Source organism: Embleya sp. NPDC127516, assembly GCF_044765325.1.
GTDB lineage: Bacteria > Actinomycetota > Actinomycetes > Streptomycetales > Streptomycetaceae > Embleya.
On sequence record NZ_JBIWJT010000014.1, the window covers coordinates 136752 to 162747 of the forward strand.

Genomic DNA, 25996 nt, shown 5'->3' on the forward strand with positions numbered 1-25996 from the left:
GGTCGAACCCTTCGTGGTGGCGGGGGTCATGGCGTGAGGATCTCGGTGCCGGCGGTGACGACGACGGTTTCGGTGGGTGCGGCCGGCCCGGCCAGCACCACACCGCCCGCGGCCAGCACCCGCCCGTCCGCCAGTTCGATCGCCGCGAAGTCGGTACGGCCGCCGCCCAACCCCCCGGTGGAGGTCCAGACGCGGCCGACGGGGTCGTACAGGATCGTGCTGCGCAGACCCGCGGCGACGGTCGACCCGGCGCTGCCGCCCGACACCAGGACCCGGCCCGAACGCAGCAGCAGCGCACGATGGCCGCTGCGCCCGCCCCCGGGCATGTTCGCCACCGGAGCCCAGGCGTTGGTGCCCGGGTCGTAGCGCTCCGCCGAGGCGAGCGGGGCGAGCGTGAATCGGCCGGCCGCGGGGATCTCCGTCGCATCGCCCCCGGTCACCAGCACGGACCCGTCGGCCAGGGTCGTGGCCTGGTGCCCCTTGCGCGGGGTGTTCAGGCTCGCGGCCACGGACCAGGTGCCCGCGACCGGGTCGTACACCTCGCAGAACGCGAGCCCCCTCGGTCGGCCGCCGGTGGCCGTCGCGCCGCCGACGACCAGGACCCGGCCACCGGACAGCACCGCGGCCCGGTGCCCGGAACGGGCATCGGTCATCGCCTTCGCTGGGGACCACACGCCGGTGCGCGGGTCGAACAGCTCCGCCGAGTACAGCGCGCGGCTCTCGGTGCTCCGGGCCCCGGTGCCGCCGGCCACGAGCACCGAACCGGTGCTCAGCAGCGTCGCCGAGTGCCGCGCCCGGGCGGTCTTCGGGCCCGTTCCGGCCGGGCTCCAGGTGCCGGCGATCGGATCGAAGATCTCGGCCGACGCGAGCAGCGCCCCGTCGGCGCCCCATCCGCCGACCACCAGGACCCGGCCGTCGTCGAGCACGGTGGTCGAGTGCCCCCGGCGGGCAACTGCCAGGTCCGCGGCGGCTTTCCAGCTCTTGCGGGCCGGATCGAACAGAGCCGCCGCCTTGATCGCCCGACCACCGTCGTCGGCGCCGCCGGCCACGAACACGGTGCCGCCGCCCGGACGCACCGCCTCCAGTCCCGAGGCCGCCACCGGCAGCGCGGTGGCCTCCGTCCACGTACCGGGGGTGGACAGCGGCGCGGCCACCTCGGACACCGGAATCACATGCAGCGTGTTCGCCAGGCTCGGGTCGGCGTGGACCCAGTCGGCGAGCGCGTCGGACGCGCTCGCGAGGCTGCGGAAACTCGTCGCCCCCCGGTCGACGTCGGAGGTCGGCGGGAACGCCTGGAGGTTGTCACGCCGATAGGCGACGGCGTACCGCTGCCCGGTGATGCGGACCGTGTCCTCGGCCGCGAAGGGTTGGCGCTGCTCGGCCTCGCGCCGGGACAGGGACGAGCGACTGGTGCTGTTGCCCTCCAGGAGCCGGTCGTAGATCGCGCCGCCGACGTTGTGGAAGCGCTCGCGGCGGGTGGATCCCGGCGCAGCGGCGGTGCGCTGCGCCCGCATCGCGGCGGCATTGCTCTTTCGGCTGTCGAAGATGTGCAGTTCGTAGCGGGTGCTGCGGCGGACCACCCGGGCGGAGGCCAGTGCCCCGCGCTCCGCGCTCAACTCCAGGCCGGCGTCCTGGTCCTGATACGCCGCGGCGGACAATTTCGCCGCGTCGTCCATGTCCTGGAACTGGGCCATCGCGAACTTGTCGTCGGGGAGCGACAGTTGCACGAGTCCGCTGTCCGACGCGGGGGCGATCGTGAAACGTTTGCCGTCGCTCGGACGCTGCGCACCCACCCGGTCGATCCGCACGTTCAGCGGGATGGCCCGCTGCTGCACGAACAGCGTGCCGCGCGGGTGCAGCACGAGCCGGTCGGTGTCGGGCAGCGTGCGCAGCGTGACCCGGGTGTCGCCGCCGCCCGGGGGCAGGACGGTCCGCCAGCCCTCGATCTTGGTGATCTCGCTCGCCAGGAGCGGCAGTACCGCGATCGGCGGCAGCGTCGTGTTGCGTTCCTCGCCCCACGCGATGTCGAAGTCGGCCGAGATCTCCAGGAGCAGCAGGGAGATCGAACCGCGACCGCGGGCCCGCCACGGCGACGGCCCCTCCAGGCGGAACCGGAGGTCGATCCCGAAGACCCCGACCCCGAACGCCTTCAGCGAGACCCCGGCGCCGATCTCGATGACGAACGCGAACGGCGAGAACCGGAACAGCGCGTCGAACGCGAGATGCCCCTCGATCCCGAAGTCCGAGAAGCCGAACCGCAGTTCGGCAGCGGCACCGAACTGGGCGGTGTTGCTGGTGAGAGCGAAGTAGCCGGATACCCGGATCAGGCCGCCGGGCCGGTTGAGGATGTCGATCGACAGCCGTTTGGGTACCGGGAACGGCAGCGGCGGGGGCTTGAACGCGGGGTGGAAGCCGCCGACGGTCAACACCAGATCGGGCTTGTCGCCCCAGGCGACGAGCAGGCCCATGCCGCCGTCGAGGGTCATGGTGAGAATGCGCGATTCGAAGAGTTGCGCGAAGAACCACAACCGCGACTTGTCGAACTCGAACGCGCCGATGAACGCGACCTTCAGCACCAAGAGCGCGAGTTCCTCGGTGGGCAGCGCGCACTTGAGCACGCCCAGGACCGCCAGGTTGCCCGGGATCTCGATCACGACCCCGAGCGAGACGCTCACCAGCGTCGGTGTGCCCCAGCCGATCTTCGCCATCGGCCCGATCAGGAACGTGCCCTGCTCCGGCGGGAAGAAGGCGCGCAGATCACTGAGGATGCGCGGGGCGTTGGCCACCACGTCCTTGGGGAACATCACCGATTCGACCCGGCCGGTGCGCACCCCCTCGGCGAGCGCGGTCAGGTTCATGCCCCGGTTGAGCCCGATCAGGCCGCCGACGGCGAGCAGGGTGAAGCCGTAGCCCAGTTGCAGGCCGCCGGCACCGAACTCGGTGGTGATCACGATCAGCATCGAGAACCCGTCGGAGCCGTCCGGCATCCGGGTGCTGATCAGGCCGATCGCCTTGAGGTCGAGGAAACCGGCGAACTTCAGCTCGAGTGCGCCGGAATACTCCCCCCGCGCGGAGTCGACGGACAGGAAACCCCCGCCGGCGACGACCCCGGCGTCGACGGAGAGACCGATGCCGGTGGGCGGCTTGAACGCGAAGCCGATGTCCAGGGGGCCGAGATTGCCGCCGTCGCGAAAGCGCGCGGAGACGATGACACCGACCCGGTCGACCGTCGCCTTGATCGGGCCCAGTTCCGCGGTGAATCCGGTGGAGATCTCCAGCGGCAGCGAACCGTCGGCACCCACGCCCACACTCAGGTACAGGGTGGTGACCTCGACCGGGCCCAGTTCGAGGTGGGTGGGGATGGCCAGATCGAGGGAACCGCTGCCCTCCAGACGCAGGCCGTCCGAGGGCGACCACAGGGCGCGCAGCGTGAAGTCGGATTCGACGCGTCCGCCGCCGGTGATCGTGCCGATGAAGCCGTCGCCCTCGGCGAGGTCGATCAGGACGTGACCGTCCACCAGGTCGACGTGCGCGGTGGGTTCGACGGTGGCCGCGGCGCCGGGCGCGGCCTGTGCCTTCAGGCCGAGCGCCGCGGTGAGCCGACCGACCTCCAGCCGGGAGCCCCCCGACTTGCCCAGCAGCACGATGGGCTTGCCGTCGGCGTGTTCCGCGGTCAGTGCGAGACCGGCATCGAGGGTCAAACCCCCCGTCGCGGGCCGGAGTTCGATGCTCAAGGGCGGCCGGATGTGCCCTTCGAGCCCCGGTTCGAACCGGGTGCGCGCCTCCACGGCCAGCTTCCACAGCGGGCTCGGGGTGTACGACCGGAGGTAGTCCTCGGTCGCAGCGACGTCCACGCGCGCGGCCAGGGTGGGCGGGGTATTGCTCGGGTCGACGGCCAGCCGCAACACATAGGCGTCCAGCGCCTTCGGCCCGCCGGCCGGCGCCTCGTAGGTGAAGTCTCGGTCGTGGGCGTCGAGATGCTCGGCGATCAGCCGGAACAACTCCCTGCCGTCGAACGACGGTCGACCGAAATCGAAGACGTCGCCGAAGAGATCGCCGGGGGCGGTGAACAGGGTGGGCAGGCGGTCCAGCCGCAGTGTGCGACGTCGAACCTGCAACACGGTGGGATCCTGGGGGTCGACGGCCCCCGGCACGTCCATGACGATCCCGAGCAGCGAGAGCACGTCGAGCGCGTTGCGGCTCCGACCCTCGAGGTGGGTCAGAAGCGCGTGGTCGAGCATCCGGCGAGGCACCTGCCCCACTTCGGCGCGCAGCCGTACCCGCTGTGCGTCGCTCAGCCCGACCCCGCCGACCACCGCGGCGTCCAGGGCGGGGGTCAGCGCGGTGATCGCGTCGAAGACCTGCCGCAACGCCCCCAGGAGGCTGACGCCCTCCAGGGTGATCCGCGCCCCGTCGTCGGCCGCAATCGCCGCGTCCAGCCGTGCGACGATCGACCCCAGGCCGCCGGACTGGATGGCCACCGTGCCGATCGCGCCCGAGGCGGCACCCAGACCCCCCGGCAGCCACAGGCCCAGCTCGATGAAGTACGCCTCCCGCCGGTCCGCGGCGAGCCGCTGCTCCAGCGGACGCAACGCGTTGGCGATCTCCCGGGCGAGCAACTCCAACGTGCCGGCGGCCATGTCAGCTCAACCCCGCTCGTTCGTCGAGATCGGACAGCCGTGCTCCGGGCAGTTCGAGCAGGAAGTCGCGGTGCTCGCTGATCGCTTCGCGCAACGCGGGCGACCCGACGCGGGCGAGTTCGTCGAGGAGACGGGCCAACCCGTCGCCCACCGACTGCCCGCCGAGGGTGCGCGGTACCGGCTCGTCGTGGGCGAGATCACTGAGCAGCATCCGGCGCAGCAGCAGCGGACCATGCATGCGGCGCCAGGCCACGAGGACACGACGGTCGTGTTCGACGCGCAGTCGCACCTCTTCGTGGTGCGTGGCGGCCAATTCGGCGACCCGTCGGCCCGTCGGGGTGGTGGCCAGCCGATCGAGCACCTCGCGTACGCGCGTGACCACGGGCACGTGCGCGGCGGGATAGGCGGCGGAGGGCAGCACGAGGGGTTCCCCCGCGGCGGCGTGCTCCCTCGCGAGCGTGGTCGGCATCGCGGCGAGGATCGCCTTCTCGGCGTTGACCCGACCGAAGCCCCAACCGCTGTCCAACTGCGTGGGGGGCGTCGGGGGGACCGGGGCGTCGCAGGTCTCGATCAGGTGTTTCACGATGGTGAGATGGTCGAGGTTCTTGTTCGCCTCGAACATCAGCGCGACGACGCCGGCGACGAAGGGCGCGGCCAGGCTTGTCCCGTCGTGGGGCACGAGGAGGTTGGGCGGCTTGGCGCCGGCGTCGGCCGAGACGATTCCGACACCCGGGGCGCATACCTCCGGTTTGAGCCTGAGGTCGACGGTCGGCCCCCGACTCGAGAAGTCCGCGAGTGTGTTGTCCTTGGGGTTGTACGCGCCCACGGTGAGGGGAAGGCGGCCGCTGCCCGGGCTGATGACGGTTCGGGTCCGGTCTCGATCCGGTAGGGCGAAACGTGCGGGCGGGTCCGTCGGGGTCAGCCCGAGCCAACAGTCGAACGGGGTTTCGGTGCCCTGGATTTCGCGCAGTGTGATCGTCCAGGCTCCCTGGGAGATCAGCCCGTTGCCGGCCGGGTTGACGACGACGGAGATATGCCGCTTGCCGCTGGGCGAATCCGTCAGGACGGAGGTGACGGACACGCTGTGCGCCGTCGTTCCCGTCCCGAGGGTTGCCACCACGTTGGATCCGGGGGTGACGGGTGCCGGCAGCGACTGCCCCACTCCGGGCTGGGGCCCGCCGCCGGCCAGGGGCGACGCGGTCAGATCGAAGCTGAGCCGGCCGGGGCCGGGATACCAGATGTTGAACACGTCGGCGACGCGGTCGTCGACCTCGACGACGAAGGTCAGCGTGACCGGAGCTCCTGTCGGCCCGGCGGGTACCCTGCCCATCGCGTGCAACCCGTGGCCCTTGAAGCGCACTGGCACCGGTGGTGGCGTGGCAGACGGCGGCGGACGGAACAGGCCGCCGTTGTTCCCGGCGCCGACCACGATCGACCTCTTGGCCGAGCCGGCCAGCCTGTCGTCGAGAAAGACCTCGAAATTGGCGGTGCCGTCGTGCGGGGTGCCGTCCCCGCCGAAGCTCAGGTTCACCACCACGGGTCGGGGATCGGTGCCGTCGGGGCGCCACGGCTGATCGAGGATGTACGTGACGCCGGCCATGTCGTCATGGTCGCTGTGGAGTGAACGAACCATGACGAGATCGGCGTTGTACGCGATGCCGACCGTCCGCTTGCCACTGCAGCAGCCCGGTGGACCGAAGCCCGCCGCGACGCCGGCCACGTGGGTTCCGTGCTTGTTCCAGTCACGGGAGGCAAAGGGAGCGGGCGGGTTGGCGGACAGGGCCGCGTTGATTTGATCCCGGCTGAAGGTCCGGCCGCGCCGCACGAAGATGCTGGGCCCGCTCCCTCCGGTGAGTATGGCCGCGACGGCGATGTCGTTGATGCCGGCGTTGTCGAATGTGGAACCGTGGTACTTGCCGCCGAAGTCGATGATCACCGATCTCGTGGGCAGCGGGCCTTCGGTCACGGTGATGTCGCCGGGGGCGATCCCGGCGAACGCGTTCAGGGCCGTCTGCACCGTGGCGGCGGTCAGGGGCAGGGACAGGACCGGAGTCTTCTGCAGCGGCAACGTACCCGGTGGCTGCCACGACAGGACGAGCGTGCCTCCCGTCGGATTTCCGTTCGCCACCAGCGTGTGACGGAGAGTCAGGTCATAGAGCGAGGTGATCCGTGTGCTCCCGTCCGGCTTGCGGAAGACCGGGTGGAAGATGTCGATACCCGAGTCGACGAGGCCGACGACCACACCCTCGCCCGTGAGTGTCGGCGCGAAGGCGTGCACCGGATCGGCCGGATCGAGCGGGTCGTCGCCCGCGGCGGACGCGGCCGACGCGGTCGCCGGCATCAGCGGTCGCGATCGGCGATTGCCCTGGATCGCGACGACGTTGTCGAGGTCGGCCACACGCTCCAGATCGCCGGCGGCGATCGTGCCGACCGCGACCCGCTCGGACCGGAACTCGGTCCACAGGCCGGCCTCCTCCACCACCGCGAGCTCCCCGGTGAAGCGCACGGAGACCTTGACGCGCTCCAGTCGCACGAACCCCGCGTCCGTGTCCAGGCCCGCGTCCGCCTGCTCCCGGCCGTTCGGAGCGGTGTACTCCAGCGCGCGCACCCGTGCCGACAACGCTTCGTCGAGCTTCGTGCTCACCATTCGGCCTTCACACCCGATCGTCGACGTTCGCGGTGACGGTGCGGCAGGCATGGCGAACCGAATGTTCGGTGGACGCGAGGTTCGAAACCGGCCGGCGATTACCCCAACTTGGCGGTTAGCGCTCAGCATGAATCGCGGGAAAACGCGCTGTCAATCACCCGAACCCCCGGTGTGGCGGCCCGTGTACCGCGCCGTTCCGGCCGACTTCGCACCCGCGCAAGGGGTGTACCCGCCCACCGGACACCCCCACATCTCACCCGACCGGACCAGCCGGCGCACCCACCCGAAGGGCCGCGCCGGCGGTTCTACCCCGCGCCTGTCGCGGGTGCAGGCTGGAAGGAGGAGGGGCAGCGACGAGGGGTGGGTGGCGGGAGAGGGGCATGCGGTCATGCGCTCGCTCGAACATCCCGTCGGGGAATCCTTGCGTATCGCGTGGCCTTGGCCGCCGACGCGTGCACGTCCGGTGGGGCGGATCGTGCGACTTTGGTGGGCGGCGCGCAGCAGCAGGGTGCTCATCGTGGTAATCGCGGCCGGGCTCATCGCCCCGACGACGACGGGCGCCGTCGGATTCCTGTCCCGGAACATGTCTCCGCTCATGTGGGTCGCCGTCGGCGTCGCGCTGCTCCTCCTGGTGGCCGCCCGCCGCGATTCCCGGTCGATACGCATCCTGCCCTTCAAAGATCCGGTCGACGAGGACCGCACCGGGCAGGCGGACCGGACCGCGGCGGGGTTCGCCGAACTCCTGGACGGCGAGATCGAGCGGACCGCGCAGTTGGTCCGGCAGGAGCCGTTCATGACGCCCGCCGACGTGCTCAACCCGGCCGGGCGGCGGGGCGAGACGGTTCGGCGGTCCTCGGCCAGGGTCCCGTTCAAGACCGGGACGGGGTCACGGCCACGGGATTGCAGGGGGACGTCAGGCCGACCGGGGCGGGCACGGTCGCCCTGGGCCCACTGCACCTTCAGGTGGGTACCGTGCCGACCTGGCTGGAGAGGGTGAACTGCGGCCAGTCCCCTTGAGGGAACTCGAAGCCGGGCACGAGGTAGAAGCTCCCGTATTCCGTGAAGACGGTGCCCTGTTTTCTGTCGGCCATGCCGCCTCGCCTCCTCAAGGACCTGCTCCGACGTTGAACTTATCCCCGTTGAGAACGCGTTCGTTGTCGTAGAAAGCCCTGAGGGCAGCGCCGCCCTCGTTGTTCTGGCCTTCCGGAATGTTGCAGGGGCCCACCCCTCGGGACCCACATGGCTGTTGACGATCGGGGTGTTCGGCCAGTTGAGCTGGCACCGGTTCCATGTGCGCGGGGCGGGGCCGGTATCGGTCGGGGACCCGGGGTGGCACTGCCTGGTCGCGTTCGACGAGAACCTCTACTCGGTGCCTGCGCGTCGGGTTCGGCCGCGGCAATTGATCGAGGTGCGGGCCACGAAGTCGGAGGTCATGCTGCACTCCACGCCCACCGATGTGGGCACCGACTCGCTGCTGGCGGCCCACCCACGGACCTTCGGGCGGGGCGCCCGCATCGTGGACGAGAGGCACTGGGACGGGTTGCCCACGGGAAAGGGGCGCCGGACCACGACGGGCCACGTCCCGGCCCGGCAGCGGTCACAGCCGGGAAGCGAAGAGTCTCGGTCGCTGCAGTCTCTGCTGGTCCGCGGCGCAGATCGAGGTCGGGCGGCGTCCGATGTCGGTCTACGACAAGTTGACCGGCACCGGCTCGTTCACGAACCGATCCACGGCGGCAGCGTCTCGAGCGAGCTGACCGGCAACCGCATCCGCACCACCGCACGCAAACTCGGCCGCACCTCGCGGAGACCGTCGCCGAGTTCACCAAGCGTGCGGAGGGGGCGAAGTTGGGCTACCTGGGACTTCCTCGATCTGGTGCCGGCCGAGGAACTCGCCGCCCGTGACGACCGCCGCTTCCGGCAGGGGGTCTGTGGACCTCGCCAGGAACCTTCCCGAGTCACGTACGCCGTCGCCGGTCTGATCCGGAAGATGGTGGATGGCCGCACGCGCCGCCTCCTGTCAGCGAAGCGGAACACGCCGTGGTCGTCGGCGTGTTCCGCTCGTGCTACCACGCTACGCCGGACGCTGACGCGTCCGTCGACCGCCATGGGATTCGGCAGGTCGTTTCAGGGGGTGCCTCACACCGTCTTGGAGATCGAGAGCCGCCAAGAACCGTCTTGCCGGCCCAGGCACGACCACACCTTGGCCGCGCCATAGTGCACATAGCTCTGCCCGACCTGGGCGCACTTGACCTTCGCGGAGTACCCGCCGTAGTACGTGGCAACGTGCTGCCACGAGTACGCAGCATGGGCCTGACCCGTCGTGGCAATCACCAGCCCGGCCGCGGCCGCCATCGTCAACGCGGCTCCGGCAACCCGTCGTTTCACAGTACCCATCGCGCACCTTCCGTCCATGGATCAGGTCAACGCGATCTTGGCGCAGCAGGCAAAGCTCGTCAAAGGCATAGGCCGGTTCGCGCGATCGCAAGCCAGGGAACGCAAAACCGGAAACCCTCGGCGTGCCCACGGCGTGCGAGTGGACGAGGCCGTCCGCACAGCCGTACGGGATGAGCGGCGGCTCGTCAGGCCGTGATCGACCGTTGCCTGAGTCATGGGACACCGCCTGATACGGCACTCGCCACGTGAGGGCACCGAAACCTGGGGGTGTGCTGCACTTCGTCGAGAATCCGACGGACCGGCAGGCGGCGCACGCGGTGCGGGCCAGGATCGACGTGGAGTACCTACTGGGTATGGAGCTCACCGACCCCGGCTTCGACTTCACGGTGCTCACCGGGTCCCGACAACGGCTGCCGGCCACGGCTTGCAGGAGCGGGTGCTGGACCTGCTCTTGGAGCGCCCGGCCGACGAGGGCCTGGTCAGCGCCGGAGGGCGGCAGCGCACCGACTCCACTCATGTCCTGGCGGCCGTCCGGCGCCTGAACCGACTGGAGTTCGTCGGCGAAACGCTCCGGGCCCGCCTGGAAACACTGTCCTCGGCAAATGCCCCGTGGCTCGCGAACTGGATGGACCCGGCACGGCAGGAGCGTGACAGCGCCGGGACCGATGCCTACCGTCTGCCGTCCAAGCGGTCCGAACGCGACCGACTGGCCCGGCAGATCGCCGTCGACGGCTATCGCCTGCTCGGCCGTGCACGCTTCCACGGCACCGGCCTGGCTGCGCGAGATCCCTGCGGTGGCCGTGCTCCGAACGGTCTGGATCCAGCCGCCATCAAGCCCAGGAGGTTTTCGTCTTCGGCGATTGGACCCTGGCCCGCTGGAGCGTCTACTTCGACGGGGCCGGGCGAACGAGGCGTCCGCCGAACCGCACTTGGACTCCGCGTGGGTAGCGGGCGTCGGTCTGACACGCGTCCGCCACGAGCGCATCGTCGAGGCGCCGAGCCGGGGCAAGTCCCCATGAGCCGGAGACTTCCGCCCGCCCGACGACAGCAGGCCGCGCGGCCGCCGCGGGTTGCCCACGGAACATGCTCCGACCGTCCCGCGGCCGCAGGTGCCGTCAAGCCACTGGGGTTGGGGCCTCCAGCAAGGGCGATCTTGCGGACAACGTGCCGCGTGACCGATTCAGCCCCTGGTCAGGGCTCTTTTGCCGACGGGGAACGAGGTTGTCGGCGCTGCGGGACGCCATCCACCGCGAGTTGCTCGGTGGAGATGCAGGCGGCGTCCGGTTGGATGAGGAGGGCGAGCACCTGCTTGCCGAGCGCGTCCTGGACCAGCGGCGGCGGCTGGTGGGGCCAGTCGCCCCCGCGCCGGCGCCCGGCTCGCTTGAGCGCGGCCTGGATCCGGGTGCGGGTCAACCGCGCCGCCCGCGCGGGGGCGGTGCGGTCCTGAGGAGCTCGGTTGGGGCGGGGTGACGGGCGAGCAGGAGGCGGCTCGAACAGGGCGCGGTGGGGTGGGAACAGCGCAGCGGGTGGGGGCTGAGCGATGATGTCAGCGCGCTTGGGGCTCGTCCTCGGTCGTTCGAGCGATGCGCGAAGCCGATCTCGTTTCGTGTGCGCGGGTTCGCGTCGGCCTGTGCTCGTCGCCCGAGTTGCGTCCGTAGTCCTGGAGAAGGGCTTCATCCGAACTCTCGTTCCGTTTCACGGATGACGATTTTGTGCTCGGGGACTGCCCGGGATGGATTTTGTGTCGCCGGCAGGGTGTGGGCGGGGTGCGCCCGCGGTTTCGGACCGAACCGGTCACCGGGCCCGCGCGGTGGCTCCGCACTCTCGACGCCTTTCCGGAGCTTGGGAATCGCTGTTGCGAAACCGTCGACCCATCCTTTTCCGGCCTATTGGAAGACGGCGTCGCCCGTCGCGGGGTCGGGCGGGCGGTGGGTGGCCGAGAGCGACCTGCGGTCGCGCCCGCGTCCTCGGAGTAGCGGCCTGGTCCTCATTCGTCGCCGGCCGGGCTCGGTGTGTCTTGTCGGTCGGTGGGGGCGTGGGTGTGTGGCGGGTGGTGAGGGAGGAGTACGGCGGCGGTGAGGCCGACGAGTCCGACGGCTGCCAGGGTGATCATGGCGGCGGCGTAGGCGTGGCTGGTGAGGCCGGCGACAAGGATGGTGCCGGCGATCGCGGTGCCGAGGGAGGAGCCGAGGTTGGAGATGCTGCGGGACAGGCCGGAGATCTCGCCCTGTCGGTCCTCGGTGAAGCTGGACTGGACGATGTTGACGGAGGGGGTGAGCATCACGCCGAGGCCGAGGCCGATGAGAAGGAGTCCGGGCGCGAAGGCCCAAGGGCTGGGTGAGCCGGCGACGACAAGGATGAGGACGACGATGCCGGCAATGGTGGTGACGAATCCCGTGAGGATGAGGGTGCGTTGGGCGTGGCGCTTGGCGAGGCGTTCGGCCGCGAGGGAGGAGAGGAGGATTCCGAGGGTGGCCGCGGTGAAGATCACACCGGTCTGGATCGCGTCGTATCCGCGGACGACCTGTAGATAGGAGGCCACGGTGAAGGACACCCCCATGAGGAGGAGCCATTGGGTGTTCTGGGTGGCGAGCCCGAGGTTGGAGGTGCGGCTGCGGAACAGGTCGGTGGACAGCAGTGGTTCCTTGTGGGCTCGTTCCCGGGCGCGGATCCATCCGAGGAAGGCGGTCAGGAAGAGGACGCCGAGGGCGAGCAGGGCGAGCATGAGCCGGATGTTGTCGTCGGCGGCCAGAATGCCGGTGACGACGAGGACGAGCCCGGTGGCGGACAGGAGGGTGCCCACAGTGTCGAAGGGGCGGGTGGGGTCCGGCGGCAGGGGGTCCTCGATGCGGCGGCTGAGGGCGATGATCACGACGATGACCAGGGCCTGGAACACGAACGCGGCGCGCCAGCCGAGGGCCGAGGTGATGAGCCCGCCGATCAGCGGCCCGGCCGCGGCGCCGATTCCTCCGAGCGCCATGATCGTCCCGAACGCGCGGGCGCGTGAGGTCGTATCGGTGAACAGCAGTGTGGTGAGGATGTAGACGGGCGGGATGAGCAGGGCGGTGCCGACGCCTTCGAGGATCGAGTTGCCGAGGATGAGGACGCCCAGGCCCGGTGCCATGGCACTCAGCAGCGCGCCGACGCCGTACACCACGAGACCGGTGAGCAGGCACCGCTTGCGGCCGTAGCGGTCGGTCAGTTTGCCGCCGGGGATCATCAGGGCGGCCATCACCAGCAGGAAGATGGTGATCGCGACCTGGACGCCCTGCACTGTGGTGTCGAGGTCCTCGCTGATGTCGTTGATCATCACGTTCATGTTGGAGCCGGCGAAGCTGCAGATGAACTGGGCGAGAGCCAGCGGCGCGATGACGCGCCGCAGACCGCCGGGCGGCGGCGCGGCCGGGGCGGTGTCACTCACCGGCGCCACCGCGTTCCGCCTTGTCGAGGTGCCCTTCGCGGGCGATGGCCGCGGCGACCGGGGTGTCCGCCCGGGAGATGAGCGGACGGCCCGCAGTGGCTCCGCGTTCGCCGTCCAGCAGCGAAGCGGACACGCCGGGGCCCTCGAGCCGCGGCGTGCGCCACCGGTCGATCGTCTTGCCGGAATACAGCGGCGCGGCGGTGAGGAGATCACCGACCGTCCCATGATCGGCGATAGCGGGGTTGGTGCTCACAAGAATCTCCCGTCGTCCGTTGGAGCCGCGGCGGCGTCCGACACCCGGACAGGAACATCGGGGTGCGCCCTCGGGAAACGTCCGGCTCGAAAATCCGGACCCGCGCCCCGGCACGGGCCCGCAAGTCCGGCCGGCCGGTCACACTGCAAACGAAACGCGACTCCTACAGCGCCTGCACCAAGACATGGCTCGTCATGCCCTCAGGCACACTCTGCCGCGAGGTTTCCGGCCCGGTCGGACAACGCGCGGTGACCGAACGGGTGAACAGTCGGCGAACGGGACAGTGAGTCCGGGCCGCAAGGACCGTCCGCCGCTCGGAGAAAACCTGGGTATCGGTTACAAGTCCGACCACCGCCGAGTCGGCGCCGGGCATCTCCCGGAACCGGGAGGGGGTGAGCCCGGATATGCCCGGAAAGGCGCAACGAGACAATCGTGAGCGTCGGTTGGCGCCGACGTCGTTCGCACAACCGACCCATTCCCGGACCAGGATCCGGAACGGGCGTACTCGTGCGTGCCCTCCTCCAACACCCGCAGCCGGTCGAACAGGACCTTCGACATCGCCCGCGCGTCGGTCGCCGAGACACCGCCCGGGTCGTCGACGATCGGCAGGTCGGCGAGCGCACCGTTCCGGCTGCGGCGGTCGCGGTCGCGTCGGGGTCCGGCAAGGCGGTCGCGGCGGTGTGGGTTCATGTCGGCGTTGCTTTCGGGCCGACTCTGGGCCGCAGCATTGTGCCCGGTACTGCGGGACGGACAAGATCGTGCTGCCATCCCTTCCGGCCGTAGCTCGGCTGACCCTCCCGTAGCGTCGCTGTGAAGTCGACGTACCAGGCCGTCGCGGCCCACCGGTGAGGCGTTGGCGTCGGTTCCGACGTCAAGGTGGCGGATCCGGACCGTGCCTTCGTAGACGCGTGCCGCGGTCAAAATGGACACCTGCGGCGTAGTGGTACTTGGGGGTGCAGACAAAGCCGAGGGAGCGGAGTCCCCAGCTTGGCAGAGGTGGTGGGTGACTTCGCGCCATCACGCGTCTTGTGAAAAACCACCGCCTTTGCTCACATCATGCCTGCGGCCGACTTCGCCCGCTCCACATGCTCCGGGGGGCGCAATGCCGGACACTCCCGTGTAGGGGCCGGCGTATTTCGCGCGGGCCATAGTGAGGTGGTCGGCGTGCTTGAGGTCCCGCTCTGGCTGTGGGTGGCGTTCGCCGCGACGGTGGTCGTATCGCTGGTGGTGGACCTGCTCTCCCACCGCACCGCGCACGTCATCCGCTTCAAGGAGGCAGCTGCCTGGAGCGGCCTGTGGGTGAGTCTCGCCCTGATCTTCGGCGTGGTCGTCTTCCTCGTCCTCGGCACCACCGCCGGCACCGAGTACACGACAGCCTGGCTGCTGGAGAAGAGCCTGTCGGTCGACAACCTGTTCGTCTTCGCCGTGATCTTCGCGTACTTCAAGGTGCCCCGCGCCCACCAGCACCGCGTGCTGTTCTTCGGCGTCATCGGCGCACTCGTCTTCCGCGGGATCTTCCTCGCCTTGGGCGTGGCCGTGGTCAGCCGTTTCACCGCGGTGCTGTTCGCCTTCGCGGCGGTGCTCTTCTACAGCACCTACAAACTCCTCAAGGGCGAGGATGAGAGCTTCGACCCGGGCAAGAGCTTCGCCGTGCGGATGCTCCGCAAGGTCGTCCCGGTCCGAGACGAGTACGCCGGGGCGAAGTTCTTCGTCAGGGAAGCCGGCAAGAGGGTGGCGACTCCACTGCTCGCGGTGGTCGTGGCCATCGAGGCCGCCGACCTGATCTTCGCTGTCGACAGTGTCCCGGCCGTCCTTGCGGTCAGCGACGACGCCTTCATCGTCTACACCAGCAACGCGTTCGCCATCCTCGGCCTGAGGGCCCTCTACTTCATGCTCGCCGGCCTCCTGGACCGCTTCCATTACCTGGGCACGGGCTTGGCGATCATCCTCGCCTTCATCGGCGTCAAGCTCATCCTTCAGGCGTCCCACAAGATGATCAGCCCCGGCATCCCGGAAGTCCCCTCACCGATCAGCCTCGCAATCATCGTCGTCGTCCTGACAGGTTCCGTGGTGCTCAGCCTCAGAAGGCCCGCCCCGACAGGCGTTGTCGAACAGACCGACGAACAACGGGCCGACTCCGAGCAGCCCAGCCCACCACCTGCGGCGGACAGCCCCGAGTCCCCACCCGGTTCACCAGGTCGGGACGCTTGACCCGCGATCGTAGCTTCGTCGTCAAGGTGGTCCTGATCTGGTAGATCGTCGTCGTGTCGGACGTTCACGCGCCGGTGGACGGAAGATCTTCTTCGGCGCATGCGCAGGAGGCCGACCGCCGAAGATCCAGTGGGGACGTGGCCCGCTCATGCCGCGCCTCCGGGCAGCACGATCGGTTGGGTGCCGGCGCCCGACACGGCCGCCGCGGTGGGGCGGTCGGCGGCCCGACGGTGGTCGGCCGGCAGTTCCGCCCGCGGTTTCATGGGTTCGCCCCGTTCTGCGAGTCGGGTCGACGACGCTCACAGCAGGACCCCTCGCCGGCGTCGACTGTGGGGTTCGGAATACCCTGCCGCAGCGCCGGCTCACCGCTTCGTGCTCGGTCGGTGCGCATGCGGATCCTGGGCGGGCGGGGCCGCTCCTGTTCTCGCGGGGACGGCGCGTGAACCCGCCGAACGGAACGAGGCCATGGGCGCGGCCCGATCGCGGCATACGGCCATGACTGGGGTTGCGCTCGGAATGAGCGGCGTCTGCCTGCAACGCAGGAGCAACCGGGCGCCCCAGCGCCCCTCCCCACCGACTCCAAGCGCTTCGGGCGGCCCACCCGGTCACTCTCCGGCCCCCGCAGCCGACCCGGTGCATGTGCTCCCCGCAGGGGCGGGCCGCCGTGCGTACGCCGGCACCTTGCTCCCATACGATGCATAAACGTTGCGTTTGGTGCTTTAAGTGAGAGATTGCGAATATCGGAACAGGCGCCACGAGGCGTCCCGGGCGGCGCGGACCTCCGTCGTGGGCGAGTCGAGGCGGTTGGTCGATGCGCTTGCCGCCGACACCGCGGAGACGCGTGTGGCGCAGGAACCCGAAATGTTGCCGACGCGGAAGGGCACCATGAAGCCGAGCCGCCTCGTAGTCGGGCACGGGTGCCCTCCCGCCGAGGCCCCGGAGGGCAAGGCGTCGACCGGTATCGGCGTCCCGCCGGCGAACCCCGCCGAGTGGCAAGGAAGTCGGCGCGCATGCAGCCCTCGCATCGGGATCGCCTCGATGGTCGTGTGCCCGATAGGCCCAGCCGTCGGGGGACTGAGCGCCGTCGACCGTCTGGAGCGGGCCGTTGTGAACTGAGTTCCCCCACCCGGTCGAAGGCATCCACGCTCTCGAAGCCTTCCGTCGGTCTCGGGATCGGGGACGCATCGGCCGCATCGCAATCGACCGGGGCGGCCGATGCCACCTCCGATCCGCGCGGCGGGCAAGCCGGCCGATCCACCCGCGTACGCGCCCCGAGAACCGGTACGGGCGACAAGACAAAGGGGACCGTGTCGCGGTCCCGGACGAGGAGCACACGCATCGATGTCCGACACCGTCTCCACCACCCAGAACACCCCACCCGCCCGCACCGGCGCGCCTATGCGCCGGGTAGCGGTGGTGGGTTCCGGCGTCGCCGGGCTCACCGCCGCGTATCGGCTGTCCCGGGCGGGGATCCAGGTCGAACTGTTCGAGGCGGACGGCCGCCTGGGCGGCCACGCCCACACGCAGACGACCATCGAACCGGACGGGCGGGAGCCGGCCCTGGACACCGGGTTCCTGGTCCACAACGAGCGGACCTACCCCCACCTGATCAGACTCTTCGCGGAGTTGGGAGTCCGCACCCAGGACAGCGACATGAGCATGTCCGTGCACTGCGACGGGTGCGGTCTTCAGTACGCGGGCGCGCGCGGCCCCGCCGGTCTGCTCGCCCGGCCCGGTGCCGCGCTGCGCATCCGCTACCTGCACCTGCTTGCCCAGGTGCCGCGCTTCCACCGGCTCGCCCGCCGGCTGCTCGCCGACCCCTCGGCAGGCGACCCCACCCTGCGCGAATTCCTCACGGCCGAGCGGTTCTCGCCCTACTTCGTGAACCACTTCGTCACCCCGATGGTCTCGGCCGTGTGGTCCTGCGCCCCCGATCTGGCCGGCGACTACCCGGCGCGTTACCTGTTCGTGTTCCTCGCCAACCACGGCATGCTCGGCGTGACGGGCTCACCGACCTGGCGCACCGTCGTCGGCGGCTCCCGCACCTACGTCGACAAAATCGCCGAACGCCTCACTGCCGTGCACCGCTCCACCCCCGTCCGGGCGGTACACCGCCACAACGACGCTGTCACCGTGATCACCGACGACGGACACCGGACCCGGGCCGACGCCGTCGTGGTCGCCACCCACGCCGACCAGGCACTACGCCTGCTCGCCGATCCCACCCCGAACGAGCGCGAAATCCTCGGCGCCTTCGCCTACTCGCACAACCCCACCGTGCTGCACCGTGACCCCTCGCTCCTGCCCGACGCGCGGCCGGCCCGCAGCTCCTGGAACTACCGCATGCCCCACTGCACCGCACCCTCCGACCGGGTGCAACTCACCTATCACCTCAACCGCCTGCTGCGCCTGGACACCAGTACCGACTACCTGGTCACCCTCAACGAGGACCCACGGCACCCGATCCCCGAGCACTTGGTGCTCTCCCGCACCCTGTACGAGCACCCGATCTACACCGCGAGCACCCTCGATGCCCAGCGCCGCCTGCCCGAACTGACCACCGGGCACACCGCGTTCGCCGGCGCCTACCACGGCTGGGGCTTCCACGAGGACGGCTGCCGCTCCGGCGTCGAGGCGGCCGGGGCCCTGCTGGGAGTGAGGGCGTCGTGAACACCCTGCCCGGACGCTGGGGGGCCGTCCTCTACGACACCCGCACCACGCATGTGCGCACCACGCCCCGCAGACACGCCTTCCACCACCGCGGATACCTGTGGCTGGTCGACCCCGACCGGCTTCCCGCCGTGCCCTGGCCACTACGGCCCCTGGCCCGATTCCGCCCGAGCGACCACGCCGCGGACGCCGCCCACCCCGAGCTGACGATCCGACAGGACCTGGACCGTTACCTCGCCGCGCGAGGCGTCCGGCTCGGCGACGGCCGAGTGCTGATGCTCACCCAGGCCCGTTCCCTGGGGTACGTCTTCAACCCGCTGACCGTGTACTGGTGCCGCGACGACGCGGGCCGCCCACTGTGCACGGTCGCCGAGGTGCACAACACCTACGGCGACCGGCACCGCTACCTGTTGCGCCCGGATCCCGCAGGCAGGACCCGGACCCCCAAGGAGCTCCACGTCTCGCCGTTCTTCCCGGTCGACGGCCACTACCGGATGACCCTGCCGGAGCCGGACGAGTATCTCCACCTCACCGTCCACCTGGAACGCGCCGGAGGCCGGGCTTTCACCGCCACCGTCCACGGCACCGGCCGCCCCGCCGGCTCCGCCGCCCTGCTGCGTGCCGCGCTCACCCACCCCTTCGCCACCTGGGCCGTCAGCCTCCACATCCGCTACCAGGGCGTCCGCCTATGGCTGCGCGGCGTTCCCGTGCACCCCCGTCCCGCCCCCGGCCGCCCCCGATCGGCCGAGGACCCCACCCCCACTGAAGAGCCGCCCACGTCGTGACCACACAGACCTCACCGGGCGCACGGTGCCCGCTCCGACCGTGGCGAACCGACGCTCCGGCCACACGATTCGTGGTCGGCGCACCTTCGGTGCGGCTGTGGGCACTCGGCACAATCGGCGACGTGCCGGCTGCGCGATCTCCGCCGTCACAAGTTCGCGTGCGATCCCCTCGGTGAACATCACGCGATCGTGTCACGCACCGCGCAGGGAACCTCCTGGGCTTCGTCATCGAGGCCCAGGGCGATTGGGCCGACAGAGGCGTGAATCATCCTGATCCGCTCACGAGTTGACGGGGGCGCCCGCACCACGCACCTCACCCGGGCGTGCGCCGGATTTCTTTGACCAGGCATCCGTGCGAGGACCTTTGGGCGGCAGCCGAGCTTGCTGAAGACACCTCCTTCGTGGTGGCCGTGCGGGCTGTGCCTCGGCGTCCGGCGACACCAGGACCCCGATTCGCTCTCGCAGCCGGGCTCCTTCACCATGTTCCGGCCGCGTTCGGAGTCCGGGTCGGAGCGGGCCACCCGCTCGCGCGTGTGAGGGGCGGCACGCGCACGAAGACCCCGCCGCGACCCGGACGTGTCGGCCCGCTACCCCGATCGCATTCACGCGACGCCTGCGTTGGCCCGTCCGGGGCTGCGGCAACGCACGACCGGCCCCACCGCGTGGCATCGGTGTGGTCGAGGCGGTGGCAGAGCAGTGCTTGCGCGGCAGCCCATACCCCGCGCCGCGATCACCGTGGGCGATCTCGGGCTCAGTCTCGTCGGTCCGTCACGGCGCGAGGCAGAGTGCGGAGCAGCTCGTCACCGAGACGCTCGAACTCGCGGCGCAGGAACGGATCCGCAAGTCGAGCCAGGCCGTGGAAGCGGACGTGGGAGCGGTAGGTGATCTTCGTGCTGCTTCCGGCCGGTTCGAAGGTGAGGTCGTCCGTGGAGGTGGCGGTCTTGTTGGTGCCGACGAAGGTCAGTCGCGCGGGTTCGGAGCGGGTCAGTTCGTAGGCGAGTTCGGTGTGCCTGCCACGAAACTCGGAGACGTTGTGCCATCGGGAACCCACTCCGATGGGTCCGGAATCGATCCGGGTGCACTCGTGCGTGCCGGGGTCCCAATGCACGGCATGGGAGAAGTCCCGCAGATAGGACACGACCTCGTCGATCGGGCGTGGGACGGTGAACGTGCGTTGTACGTCGACCATGTCTTCGACTCCTTCTCGGCGGTGTGCCGTGATGCGGCCGGGCCTGTGCGGCGTTGTCCCCGACCCGTACCCGCCGAGGGCATCCGAGATCGCCGACGACGTCGGAAGTCTTCGTCATCGACGCTTCGGGCGTGCCCACGACGCGAGACTCGGGAACGGCGCCGCCGGCTCCATGCGGTCGTCCGCCCGATGGGGGTCGGCCGAGCCGCGTGTGCCGGACGAGCGCCGCCTCGGAGCGGTCGAGGGCGCGCGCGACGTCGTCGTGGAGGTCCTGTTGCCCAGGGCGTCTCGTGCCATGGGTTACCGCGTCGTGTGCGGATCGCTGTTGCGGGACGAGTCGCCGGATGCGGCGGTGGTGCGGATCGCGGGTCTGCCGGCGACTATCGTTCTGCGGCGAACGAGAGGATCCCGAACTCGTCCTCGCCTTCGGTGAACGGCGCTATGGCGATGTCGGTACGCCGCCAGGGTGTCGGCCACCGTGTCCAGGGTGTCTCGGTCTCCGTCGGCCAGTTGCCGCACCCACGCGGGCGGGCGGCGGTGCCATGACAGGCGGTGCACATCGATGGCGAGGCGCTCGCGCGACGTAGTTCGTATCGCCTCGAAGACCCCCGTGCCGGGGAACGCCGGCGCGCTGGGGTGAGGAAGTCCGGTACCCAGCCGGCAGCCGGGACCAACGACCCGAGCAACGACGCATGAGGGGGCAGCCGTTCCAGCACGTGAGGCCGCCACGCACGAAACGGCGAGGCGGAACCCTGGCGCGGGACCCGCAGACTCATCACCACCTCGCTGATCGGAAGCGCGCGGTGGTGTGCGGACACCAACCCTGCCAGATCCTGCGCGGTGAAGTGAATACGTAACATGCGTCCCCCATTATCCGTTTGCTGGGCACCGTGGCCCGGTGGCCAGGGACATTCGGTCCCACCCGAAAGCCGTTGTCGCCACCCGTCTCGACCGAAGAAGCTCTACCCAGTCGCAAGAATCGCGCAGGGGTGTCGACCCGCATGGACGCCTCCTCGATTTTCGCCGCCTCTGAAGGAGTACACGAACGGCACACCCGCGACCGGGCATACCGCTCCCCTGCCCTCGTCCACGACACGACCGCGGCGGTGGCGCTCCGCCCACCGTCAACAGGGGGCACCCGGTCGGTGAACAGCCGGCCCTCGCGAAAAGAGGGCCTGAACGAAAGGGAATCCCCATGATCGAGAACAACGAGGCCGCGACCACCGACGGCTTCCGCTACACGATCGCTCGCACCCTCGACGCCCCCGTCGCGGACGTCTGGCAGGCATGGACCATAGCCGAGCAGTACGCGCAGTGGGCGGGCACGAAAGACGTCACCCTCGACGCCCGACCCGGCGGCTCGTGGAGCGGCACCGTGGTGCTCCCGGACGGTCGACAGTTCCCCATCACCGGCTCGTACCTCGAGGTCGTCGAGAAGCGCCGCCTGGTCGTCGCGATGGACGTCCCCGGACGCGCGGAACCCGACGTCATGACTGTCGAACTGACCGATCGGGGCACCCGCACCGACATCGTCGTCTCGCAGACCTGCGACAGCGTCGAGAACCGCGACCGGACCGAGGCCGGCAGCAACATGCTCCTCGACGGCCTCGCCGCCCACCTCGAGGGTCGCCGATTTTCGACGACAGACCGCGGGCATGACGGCTGACGCCGCGTTCGCGGGCGTCGGCGCCCGGTATTCCGGCGGTGCATCGCTCCAGGAACGGTTTGCCTTCGCGACGCGCCCCCGCGAGCAGGCGGTCCCGAACAGGCGCGCGGGTCGGAGCAGCCCTGGTCGGGCGTGGGCCCCTGTCCCGAACACGTCAATACGGGTCCGGGACGGTCCCGAACACGCATGACCTGTTGCGCCCGACTCCTACGAACGTTGCTCCCACGTGGTCCGGGTGAGTTCGTACTCGACTTCGCCGTGCTCGGAACCTTCGATCGCCTCCGGCCAGTCCCCGGTGAAGTGGCGAAGGAACGACAGACCCGCCTTCTCCATCACACGCCGCGATCCCGCGTTGACCGACATGGTGTTCGCGGTCACTCGCTCCACGCCGAGGTCCGTGAACCCCTTGTCGATCAGCGCGCATGACCCCTCGGTGGCGTAGCCCTTGCCCCAGGCGGCCCTGTTCAGCCGATAGCCCAGTTCCACCACGGCGGGGCTGCAGTCGTCCAGGGGACGGAATTCGAACCAGCCCAGGAAGGTTCCGCCGTCCCTCTCCTGCGCGGCCCAGTAGCCGCGGGTCCCGACGCACGGGTGGTCGTGCAGCAACCCGGGCAGGACCTGTGCCCGGATCGTCTCGCGGCTCGTGGGCCGGCCACCGTTGATGAAGCGCATGACTTCCGGGTCGTTGTCCAGCGCGACCAGGTCGTCGACGTCGGCCTCGGTGAACGCGCGCAACACGAGCCGATCGGTCTCCAAGAGGATGTTCATGCCGTGATCCTCACCACCGGCGCAAGAGCCCGCCACCGGATATTCGCAGCGGGCCGGTACATGCGTCGGCGGACTCACCGGCTGTGCGGACGCCCGAGATCGTGGGCCGGTGAGAGCGACCAGGGGCCGCTCGCGGTCACACCTTCCAGGCACCGCGCGCGGCGGCGTCACGGGCGTAGTCGGCGAAGTCGCGGGGCTCGCGTCCCAGGGCGCGGCGCACGCCGTCGCAGACGTGTTCGTTGCGTCCGTCCAGCACCTCGGTGAACAGGAACAGCAGCAACCGGGCGACCTCTGCGGGGACTTCGTGTTCGGCGAGCGCGGCCGCGTACGCGTTGGCCGGGACCTGGACGTAGGTGATCTCGCGTCCGCTCGCCCGGGCGATCTCGCCGACGGCGTCGGCGAAGCTGAGCAGCCGGGGCCCGACATGCCCGGACTGGCGAAGACCTTGCTCATGCCTGCTTTCCGGTGGTGAAGAAGCCGGTCAGGACGGGGGCGAGGAGCTCCGGGCCGATGTTGTGCTCCTGGCCGGGGAAGACGTGCAGGGTGAAGTTGTCGGCCAGTGCGGCGAGTTCCCGCGCGCCGGTGAGCATGTGCGGAGCGCCCGCGTCCCCGCTGCCGACGAGAACGGGCACCGTCACAGACCGCCAACGGTCGGCGGGCAGGGGCCGACCGGACATGGTGTCACCCATGACCCGGCCGTCATAGGGCAGGGTGCGGGCGGTGGCTTCCATACCCGCCCAGAAGGGCGCCTGCCGCATCCCGGCGACGACCTCGGCGGGCATGCCCACGGCCGCGGTCATGAAGTAGGCCACGGCGTCACCGTACGCCCCCTGCTTCACGAGGTCCGTCAGATGGGCGACGTAGTCGGCGGGCAACGGTGGGCGGCTGGAGTCGGTGATGAAGGGCGGCTCGTACATGGCCAGCCTGGAGACGGCACTGCCCCGGGCGACGGCCTCCAGCGCCAGTACGGCGCCGGAGGACATGCCGAAGACCATCGCCTCACCGCCCGCGCGCCCGATCAGGGCGTCCAGGTCCTCGACCTCGCGCTGTACGTCGTACTCCGGGCCGTCCCCGCTGTCGCCACGGCCCCGGCGGTCGTACGTGATGACGGTGCAGTGTTCGGCCAGCAGGCCGGCGAGTTCGGCGGAATCGCCGCGCGTCATGAAAGCGCCGCCGACGAGCACCACCGCAGGGCCCGAGCCCTGCCGCTCGTAGGCGATGGCCGTGCCGTCGGCGGAGAACACCTTGTCCATGAAAAACCACTCCATCCATATATCTGCGCGTGCGCAGGGCCGAGAAGCCCGCTTCAGAACTGGACGGTACAGTACCCACATGGGTACTGGTCAGTCCAGTACTGTTCCGCAGGAGGGGCAGACGCAAAGCGAAGGAGCCGATGATGGACAGCCGTTCAGCGCGCAAGCACGAGGCGATTCTGGAGGCCGCGACCAGCGTTTTCCTGGACAAGGGATACGCGGGAACGAGCATGGACGACATCGCGAAGCTGGCCGCGGTGTCCAAACAGACCGTCTACAAGCACTTCTCCGACAAGGAGAAGCTCTTCGCCGACATCGTCCTGGCCACCACCGACCGGCTCGACACCACGATCAACCTGCCGGCCGACCTCCCCACCGACGACGCCAACCTGGAAGAGAGCCTGACCCGGCTCGCCCGTCGGTTCCTGACCGCCCTCACCGACCCCCGCGTGATCCAGCTGCGGCGCCTGATCGTCGCCAACGCCGACGTCTTCCCCGACCTGGGAACCGAGTGGTACGAGCGAGGCTTCCAACGAGGGCTCACCACGCTGGCGGCAACCTTCCAGCGCCTGGCCGACCAAGGGCTCCTCCGCATCGACGACACACTCCTGGCCGCGAACCACTTCTCCGGCCTGCTGCTGTGGATCCCCGTGAACAAGGCCATGTTCACCGGCAGCGTCCGGCACACCGAAGCCGACCTCGACCGCTACGCCGCCGCCGGCGCCCGCGTCTTCCTCGCCGCCTACCGCTGACCACCGCCCCGGCCTCGCCGACTCACGCGCATCTGCCGGGTGCAACACCCGACCGCAGGCCGGGCTGCGCCCACCACCGAGCGGCGGGGGTTTACCCGGTTCAGCCGGGCCAAGTGCCGGTCAGGCGCCGGGTGGCTGCCGCGCCACCGCGGTCGACGGCGGCCTTGACGACGGCGAAGATCGCCCCTTGCAGGCCGGCGGCGAGCAGAACCCGGGACCAGGTGCGGTCCTCGTCGGTGGCATCGGGGGCGTCGTCGTCGTGGCCGATCATCTTCCACGCCTGCTTGAAGGCCGCGCCGGCGATCATGCCGCTGGTGGCACCGAGCACCAGGCCGACCGGCTTGTAGGCGACCTTGGACATCTTCACCGGCGCTTCCGGCCTCGGTGCAGCAGCACGAGGGCGATCACCACGACCGCTGCGCCGATCAGCGGGGTCCGGTTGGCCTTTGCCGTGGTTGCGGCCGTTTGGGCCTTCTCGCGGACCGGGGCGGGGGTCTTGTCGGCGGCGAGGTGTCCGGCGCGGGCCACACCGTCGCGGACGTGGGCGGCGGCGTGGGTCGCCTTGTCGAGGACCGGGTCGGGCGTTTTGTCCTTGACCAGTTCGGTGGCCTGGGCCGCTCTGTCCCGGAGTTGGTCGGTGAGGTGAGCGGCCTTCTCGGCGGTCTGTTCCTTGATGTCGGCCGCCTTCGTCTTGGCCTGGGCCTTGACGTCGGCCTTGGCCGCCAGCGCCTCCACCGTGCGGCCGAGTTCGTCGCGGGTGTCCTCGATCTTCTCGCGCAGTTGTTCGGGTGTGGGCGCGGATTTCTCGTCCTGGGGTTCGTGGGTCATCGGTGTGCTCTCTCCTTGATCGCGGCGACGTCGGCCTTGACGCTGTCGATGGTCTGTTCGGGTGCGGGGGTGCCGGCCTTGGCGATCTGCTTCTTCCCGGCGGCGGCCATTCCTGCGGCGATCGCCGCCAGCAGGGCGGCGGTGATCAGAGCCGAGGCCCACACCGGCAGGAGCAGGGCCAAGGCTGCGATCACGGTGACGACGAGGGCCTGCGCGGCCAGGATGCCGACCAGGCCGGCGCCGCCGAACAGGCCGCCGCCCAGCCCGAAGCGTTTGCCCTTTTGGGTCATCTCCACCCGGGCCAGCTGCATCTCTTCGCGGACCAACTCGGAAATCTGCTGCGACGCTCGCGAGACGAGATCGCCCATCGACTCCTGGGAACCGCCGCGGCCCGGCTGTCCAACGGTGCTCATGGAATCCTCACCTTCCTCCTCGCGCTCGGTGCAGTTCCTCGGCGCGACGGCGGCCAACGACCTCGCTCCCGGGTGATGGGGGCATACGAGCGCGGCTACCCCACAA

General features: G+C 70.0%; 20 protein-coding genes and 3 pseudogenes. 8 read left to right on the forward strand and 15 right to left on the reverse strand.

What is annotated here, in order from left to right; translation table 11 throughout:
- Positions 1-26: 26 nt before the first annotated feature.
- The 3 genes from ACIRL2_RS27000 to ACIRL2_RS27010 form a co-directional block, all read right to left on the reverse strand.
- Positions 27-4640 carry a DUF6603 domain-containing protein gene (locus ACIRL2_RS27000; RefSeq protein ID WP_402235141.1) on the reverse strand — a complete coding sequence of 1538 codons (4614 nt, stop codon included), beginning with the start codon at positions 4638-4640 and terminating at the stop codon, positions 27-29.
- A gap of 1 nt (position 4641) precedes the next feature.
- The gene (locus tag ACIRL2_RS27005) at positions 4642-7287 is read right to left on the reverse strand and encodes a S8 family serine peptidase (RefSeq protein WP_402235144.1); all 2646 of its coding nucleotides are present in this window, start codon (positions 7285-7287) and stop codon (positions 4642-4644) included.
- 959 nt (positions 7288-8246) lie between these two features.
- Positions 8247-8378 carry a hypothetical protein gene (locus ACIRL2_RS27010; protein ID WP_395861518.1) on the reverse strand — a complete coding sequence of 44 codons (132 nt, stop codon included), beginning with the start codon at positions 8376-8378 and terminating at the stop codon, positions 8247-8249.
- Positions 8379-8656: 278 nt separating this feature from the next.
- Here ACIRL2_RS27010 and ACIRL2_RS27015 point away from each other — a divergent pair.
- Positions 8657-8749, forward strand: a pseudogene (locus tag ACIRL2_RS27015) (integrase core domain protein); the annotation flags it as partial.
- A gap of 261 nt (positions 8750-9010) precedes the next feature.
- A pseudogene (locus ACIRL2_RS27020) lies at positions 9011-9214 on the forward strand (ATP-binding protein); the annotation flags it as partial.
- Between the two features lie 209 nt (positions 9215-9423).
- Here the strand turns inward: ACIRL2_RS27020 and ACIRL2_RS27025 are convergent.
- A complete protein-coding gene (locus ACIRL2_RS27025) occupies positions 9424-9681 on the reverse strand; it encodes a hypothetical protein (RefSeq protein WP_395861851.1) in 258 nt (85 codons plus the stop codon).
- Between the two features lie 269 nt (positions 9682-9950).
- Here ACIRL2_RS27025 and ACIRL2_RS27030 point away from each other — a divergent pair, with 269 nt between their 5' ends.
- The gene (locus ACIRL2_RS27030) at positions 9951-10223 is read left to right on the forward strand and encodes a transposase (protein ID WP_395861516.1); all 273 of its coding nucleotides are present in this window, start codon (positions 9951-9953) and stop codon (positions 10221-10223) included.
- Between the two features lie 649 nt (positions 10224-10872).
- Here ACIRL2_RS27030 and ACIRL2_RS27035 read toward each other — a convergent pair.
- The 4 genes and pseudogenes from ACIRL2_RS27035 to ACIRL2_RS27050 all read right to left on the reverse strand — a co-directional run.
- Complete coding sequence (locus tag ACIRL2_RS27035; RefSeq protein ID WP_395861514.1) at positions 10873-11094, reverse strand: hypothetical protein; 222 nt, start codon at positions 11092-11094, stop codon at positions 10873-10875.
- Positions 11095-11668: 574 nt separating this feature from the next.
- Positions 11669-13102: an MFS transporter gene (locus ACIRL2_RS27040; RefSeq protein ID WP_402235147.1), complete on the reverse strand. Its 1434-nt coding sequence runs from the start codon at positions 13100-13102 to the stop codon at positions 11669-11671.
- The gene (locus tag ACIRL2_RS27045; protein WP_402235149.1) at positions 13095-13355 is read right to left on the reverse strand and encodes a hypothetical protein; all 261 of its coding nucleotides are present in this window, start codon (positions 13353-13355) and stop codon (positions 13095-13097) included. Before ACIRL2_RS27045 ends, ACIRL2_RS27040 begins: the two co-directional genes overlap by 8 nt.
- A 498-nt stretch (positions 13356-13853) precedes the next feature.
- A pseudogene (locus tag ACIRL2_RS27050) lies at positions 13854-13964 on the reverse strand (RNA polymerase sigma factor SigF); the annotation flags it as partial.
- A gap of 555 nt (positions 13965-14519) precedes the next feature.
- Between ACIRL2_RS27050 and ACIRL2_RS27055 the strand changes: the two are divergent.
- From ACIRL2_RS27055 to ACIRL2_RS27065, 3 genes are all read left to right on the forward strand, one after another.
- The gene (locus ACIRL2_RS27055) at positions 14520-15566 is read left to right on the forward strand and encodes a TerC family protein (RefSeq protein WP_402235152.1); all 1047 of its coding nucleotides are present in this window, start codon (positions 14520-14522) and stop codon (positions 15564-15566) included.
- 1341 nt (positions 15567-16907) lie between these two features.
- Complete coding sequence (locus ACIRL2_RS27060; protein WP_395861506.1) at positions 16908-18236, forward strand: NAD(P)/FAD-dependent oxidoreductase; 1329 nt, start codon at positions 16908-16910, stop codon at positions 18234-18236.
- Positions 18233-19021 carry a DUF1365 domain-containing protein gene (locus ACIRL2_RS27065; protein ID WP_402235155.1) on the forward strand — a complete coding sequence of 263 codons (789 nt, stop codon included), beginning with the start codon at positions 18233-18235 and terminating at the stop codon, positions 19019-19021. The genes ACIRL2_RS27060 and ACIRL2_RS27065 overlap by 4 nt, the downstream gene beginning before the upstream one ends.
- Before the next feature lie 751 nt (positions 19022-19772).
- Here the strand turns inward: ACIRL2_RS27065 and ACIRL2_RS27070 are convergent.
- Complete coding sequence (locus tag ACIRL2_RS27070; protein ID WP_395861501.1) at positions 19773-20210, reverse strand: SRPBCC family protein; 438 nt, start codon at positions 20208-20210, stop codon at positions 19773-19775.
- Between the two features lie 1195 nt (positions 20211-21405).
- Between ACIRL2_RS27070 and ACIRL2_RS27075 the strand changes: the two genes are divergently transcribed.
- Positions 21406-21876, forward strand: a complete 471-nt coding sequence (locus ACIRL2_RS27075; RefSeq protein WP_395861497.1) for an SRPBCC domain-containing protein — start codon at positions 21406-21408, stop codon at positions 21874-21876.
- Positions 21877-22083: 207 nt separating this feature from the next.
- On the opposite strand, the gene ACIRL2_RS27080 is transcribed toward ACIRL2_RS27075, so the two are convergent.
- From ACIRL2_RS27080 to ACIRL2_RS27090, 3 genes are all read right to left on the reverse strand, one after another.
- Positions 22084-22644 (reverse strand): GNAT family N-acetyltransferase, encoded by a 561-nt coding sequence (locus ACIRL2_RS27080; RefSeq protein WP_395861495.1) that lies wholly within the window; start codon positions 22642-22644, stop codon positions 22084-22086.
- Between the two features lie 136 nt (positions 22645-22780).
- The gene (locus ACIRL2_RS27085) at positions 22781-22924 is read right to left on the reverse strand and encodes a hypothetical protein (RefSeq protein ID WP_395861493.1); all 144 of its coding nucleotides are present in this window, start codon (positions 22922-22924) and stop codon (positions 22781-22783) included.
- A gap of 169 nt (positions 22925-23093) precedes the next feature.
- Complete coding sequence (locus ACIRL2_RS27090; protein ID WP_402235159.1) at positions 23094-23897, reverse strand: alpha/beta fold hydrolase; 804 nt, start codon at positions 23895-23897, stop codon at positions 23094-23096.
- A 143-nt stretch (positions 23898-24040) separates the two neighbouring features.
- Between ACIRL2_RS27090 and ACIRL2_RS27095 the strand changes: the two genes are divergently transcribed.
- The gene (locus ACIRL2_RS27095; protein WP_402235162.1) at positions 24041-24649 is read left to right on the forward strand and encodes a TetR/AcrR family transcriptional regulator; all 609 of its coding nucleotides are present in this window, start codon (positions 24041-24043) and stop codon (positions 24647-24649) included.
- A 100-nt stretch (positions 24650-24749) separates the two neighbouring features.
- Here ACIRL2_RS27095 and ACIRL2_RS27100 read toward each other — a convergent pair whose 3' ends face one another.
- Genes ACIRL2_RS27100 through ACIRL2_RS27110 form a run of 3 tightly spaced genes read right to left on the reverse strand, consistent with a single transcriptional unit; the run spans position 24750 to position 25890 of the window.
- Entirely contained in the window at positions 24750-25016 is a 267-nt protein-coding gene (locus ACIRL2_RS27100; RefSeq protein WP_402235164.1) for a DUF4235 domain-containing protein, read from the reverse strand.
- Positions 25013-25477 (reverse strand): DUF3618 domain-containing protein, encoded by a 465-nt coding sequence (locus ACIRL2_RS27105; protein WP_402235166.1) that lies wholly within the window; start codon positions 25475-25477, stop codon positions 25013-25015. The genes ACIRL2_RS27100 and ACIRL2_RS27105 overlap by 4 nt, the downstream gene beginning before the upstream one ends.
- A complete protein-coding gene (locus tag ACIRL2_RS27110) occupies positions 25474-25890 on the reverse strand; it encodes a phage holin family protein (RefSeq protein WP_395861486.1) in 417 nt (138 codons plus the stop codon). Before ACIRL2_RS27110 ends, ACIRL2_RS27105 begins: the two co-directional genes overlap by 4 nt.
- Positions 25891-25996 lie beyond the last annotated feature (106 nt).

Bases quoted from the DNA above. Each gene is read 5' to 3' on its own strand.
- ACIRL2_RS27090 (WP_402235159.1), bottom strand. From the start codon at position 23,897: ATGGACAAGGTGTTCTCCGCCGACGGCACGGCCATCGCCTACGAGCGG.
- ACIRL2_RS27105 (WP_402235166.1), bottom strand. From the start codon at position 25,477: ATGACCCACGAACCCCAGGACGAGAAATCCGCGCCCACACCCGAACAA.
- ACIRL2_RS27095 (WP_402235162.1), top strand. From the start codon at position 24,041: ATGGACAGCCGTTCAGCGCGCAAGCACGAGGCGATTCTGGAGGCCGCG.
- ACIRL2_RS27025 (WP_395861851.1), bottom strand. From the start codon at position 9,681: ATGGGTACTGTGAAACGACGGGTTGCCGGAGCCGCGTTGACGATGGCG.
- ACIRL2_RS27080 (WP_395861495.1), bottom strand. From the start codon at position 22,644: ATGAACATCCTCTTGGAGACCGATCGGCTCGTGTTGCGCGCGTTCACC.
- ACIRL2_RS27075 (WP_395861497.1), top strand. From the start codon at position 21,406: ATGATCGAGAACAACGAGGCCGCGACCACCGACGGCTTCCGCTACACG.
- ACIRL2_RS27000 (WP_402235141.1), bottom strand. From the start codon at position 4,640: ATGGCCGCCGGCACGTTGGAGTTGCTCGCCCGGGAGATCGCCAACGCG.
- ACIRL2_RS27110 (WP_395861486.1), bottom strand. From the start codon at position 25,890: ATGAGCACCGTTGGACAGCCGGGCCGCGGCGGTTCCCAGGAGTCGATG.
- ACIRL2_RS27060 (WP_395861506.1), top strand. From the start codon at position 16,908: ATGTCCGACACCGTCTCCACCACCCAGAACACCCCACCCGCCCGCACC.
- ACIRL2_RS27070 (WP_395861501.1), bottom strand. From the start codon at position 20,210: ATGGTCGACGTACAACGCACGTTCACCGTCCCACGCCCGATCGACGAG.
- ACIRL2_RS27010 (WP_395861518.1), bottom strand. From the start codon at position 8,378: ATGGCCGACAGAAAACAGGGCACCGTCTTCACGGAATACGGGAGCTTC.
- ACIRL2_RS27005 (WP_402235144.1), bottom strand. From the start codon at position 7,287: ATGGTGAGCACGAAGCTCGACGAAGCGTTGTCGGCACGGGTGCGCGCG.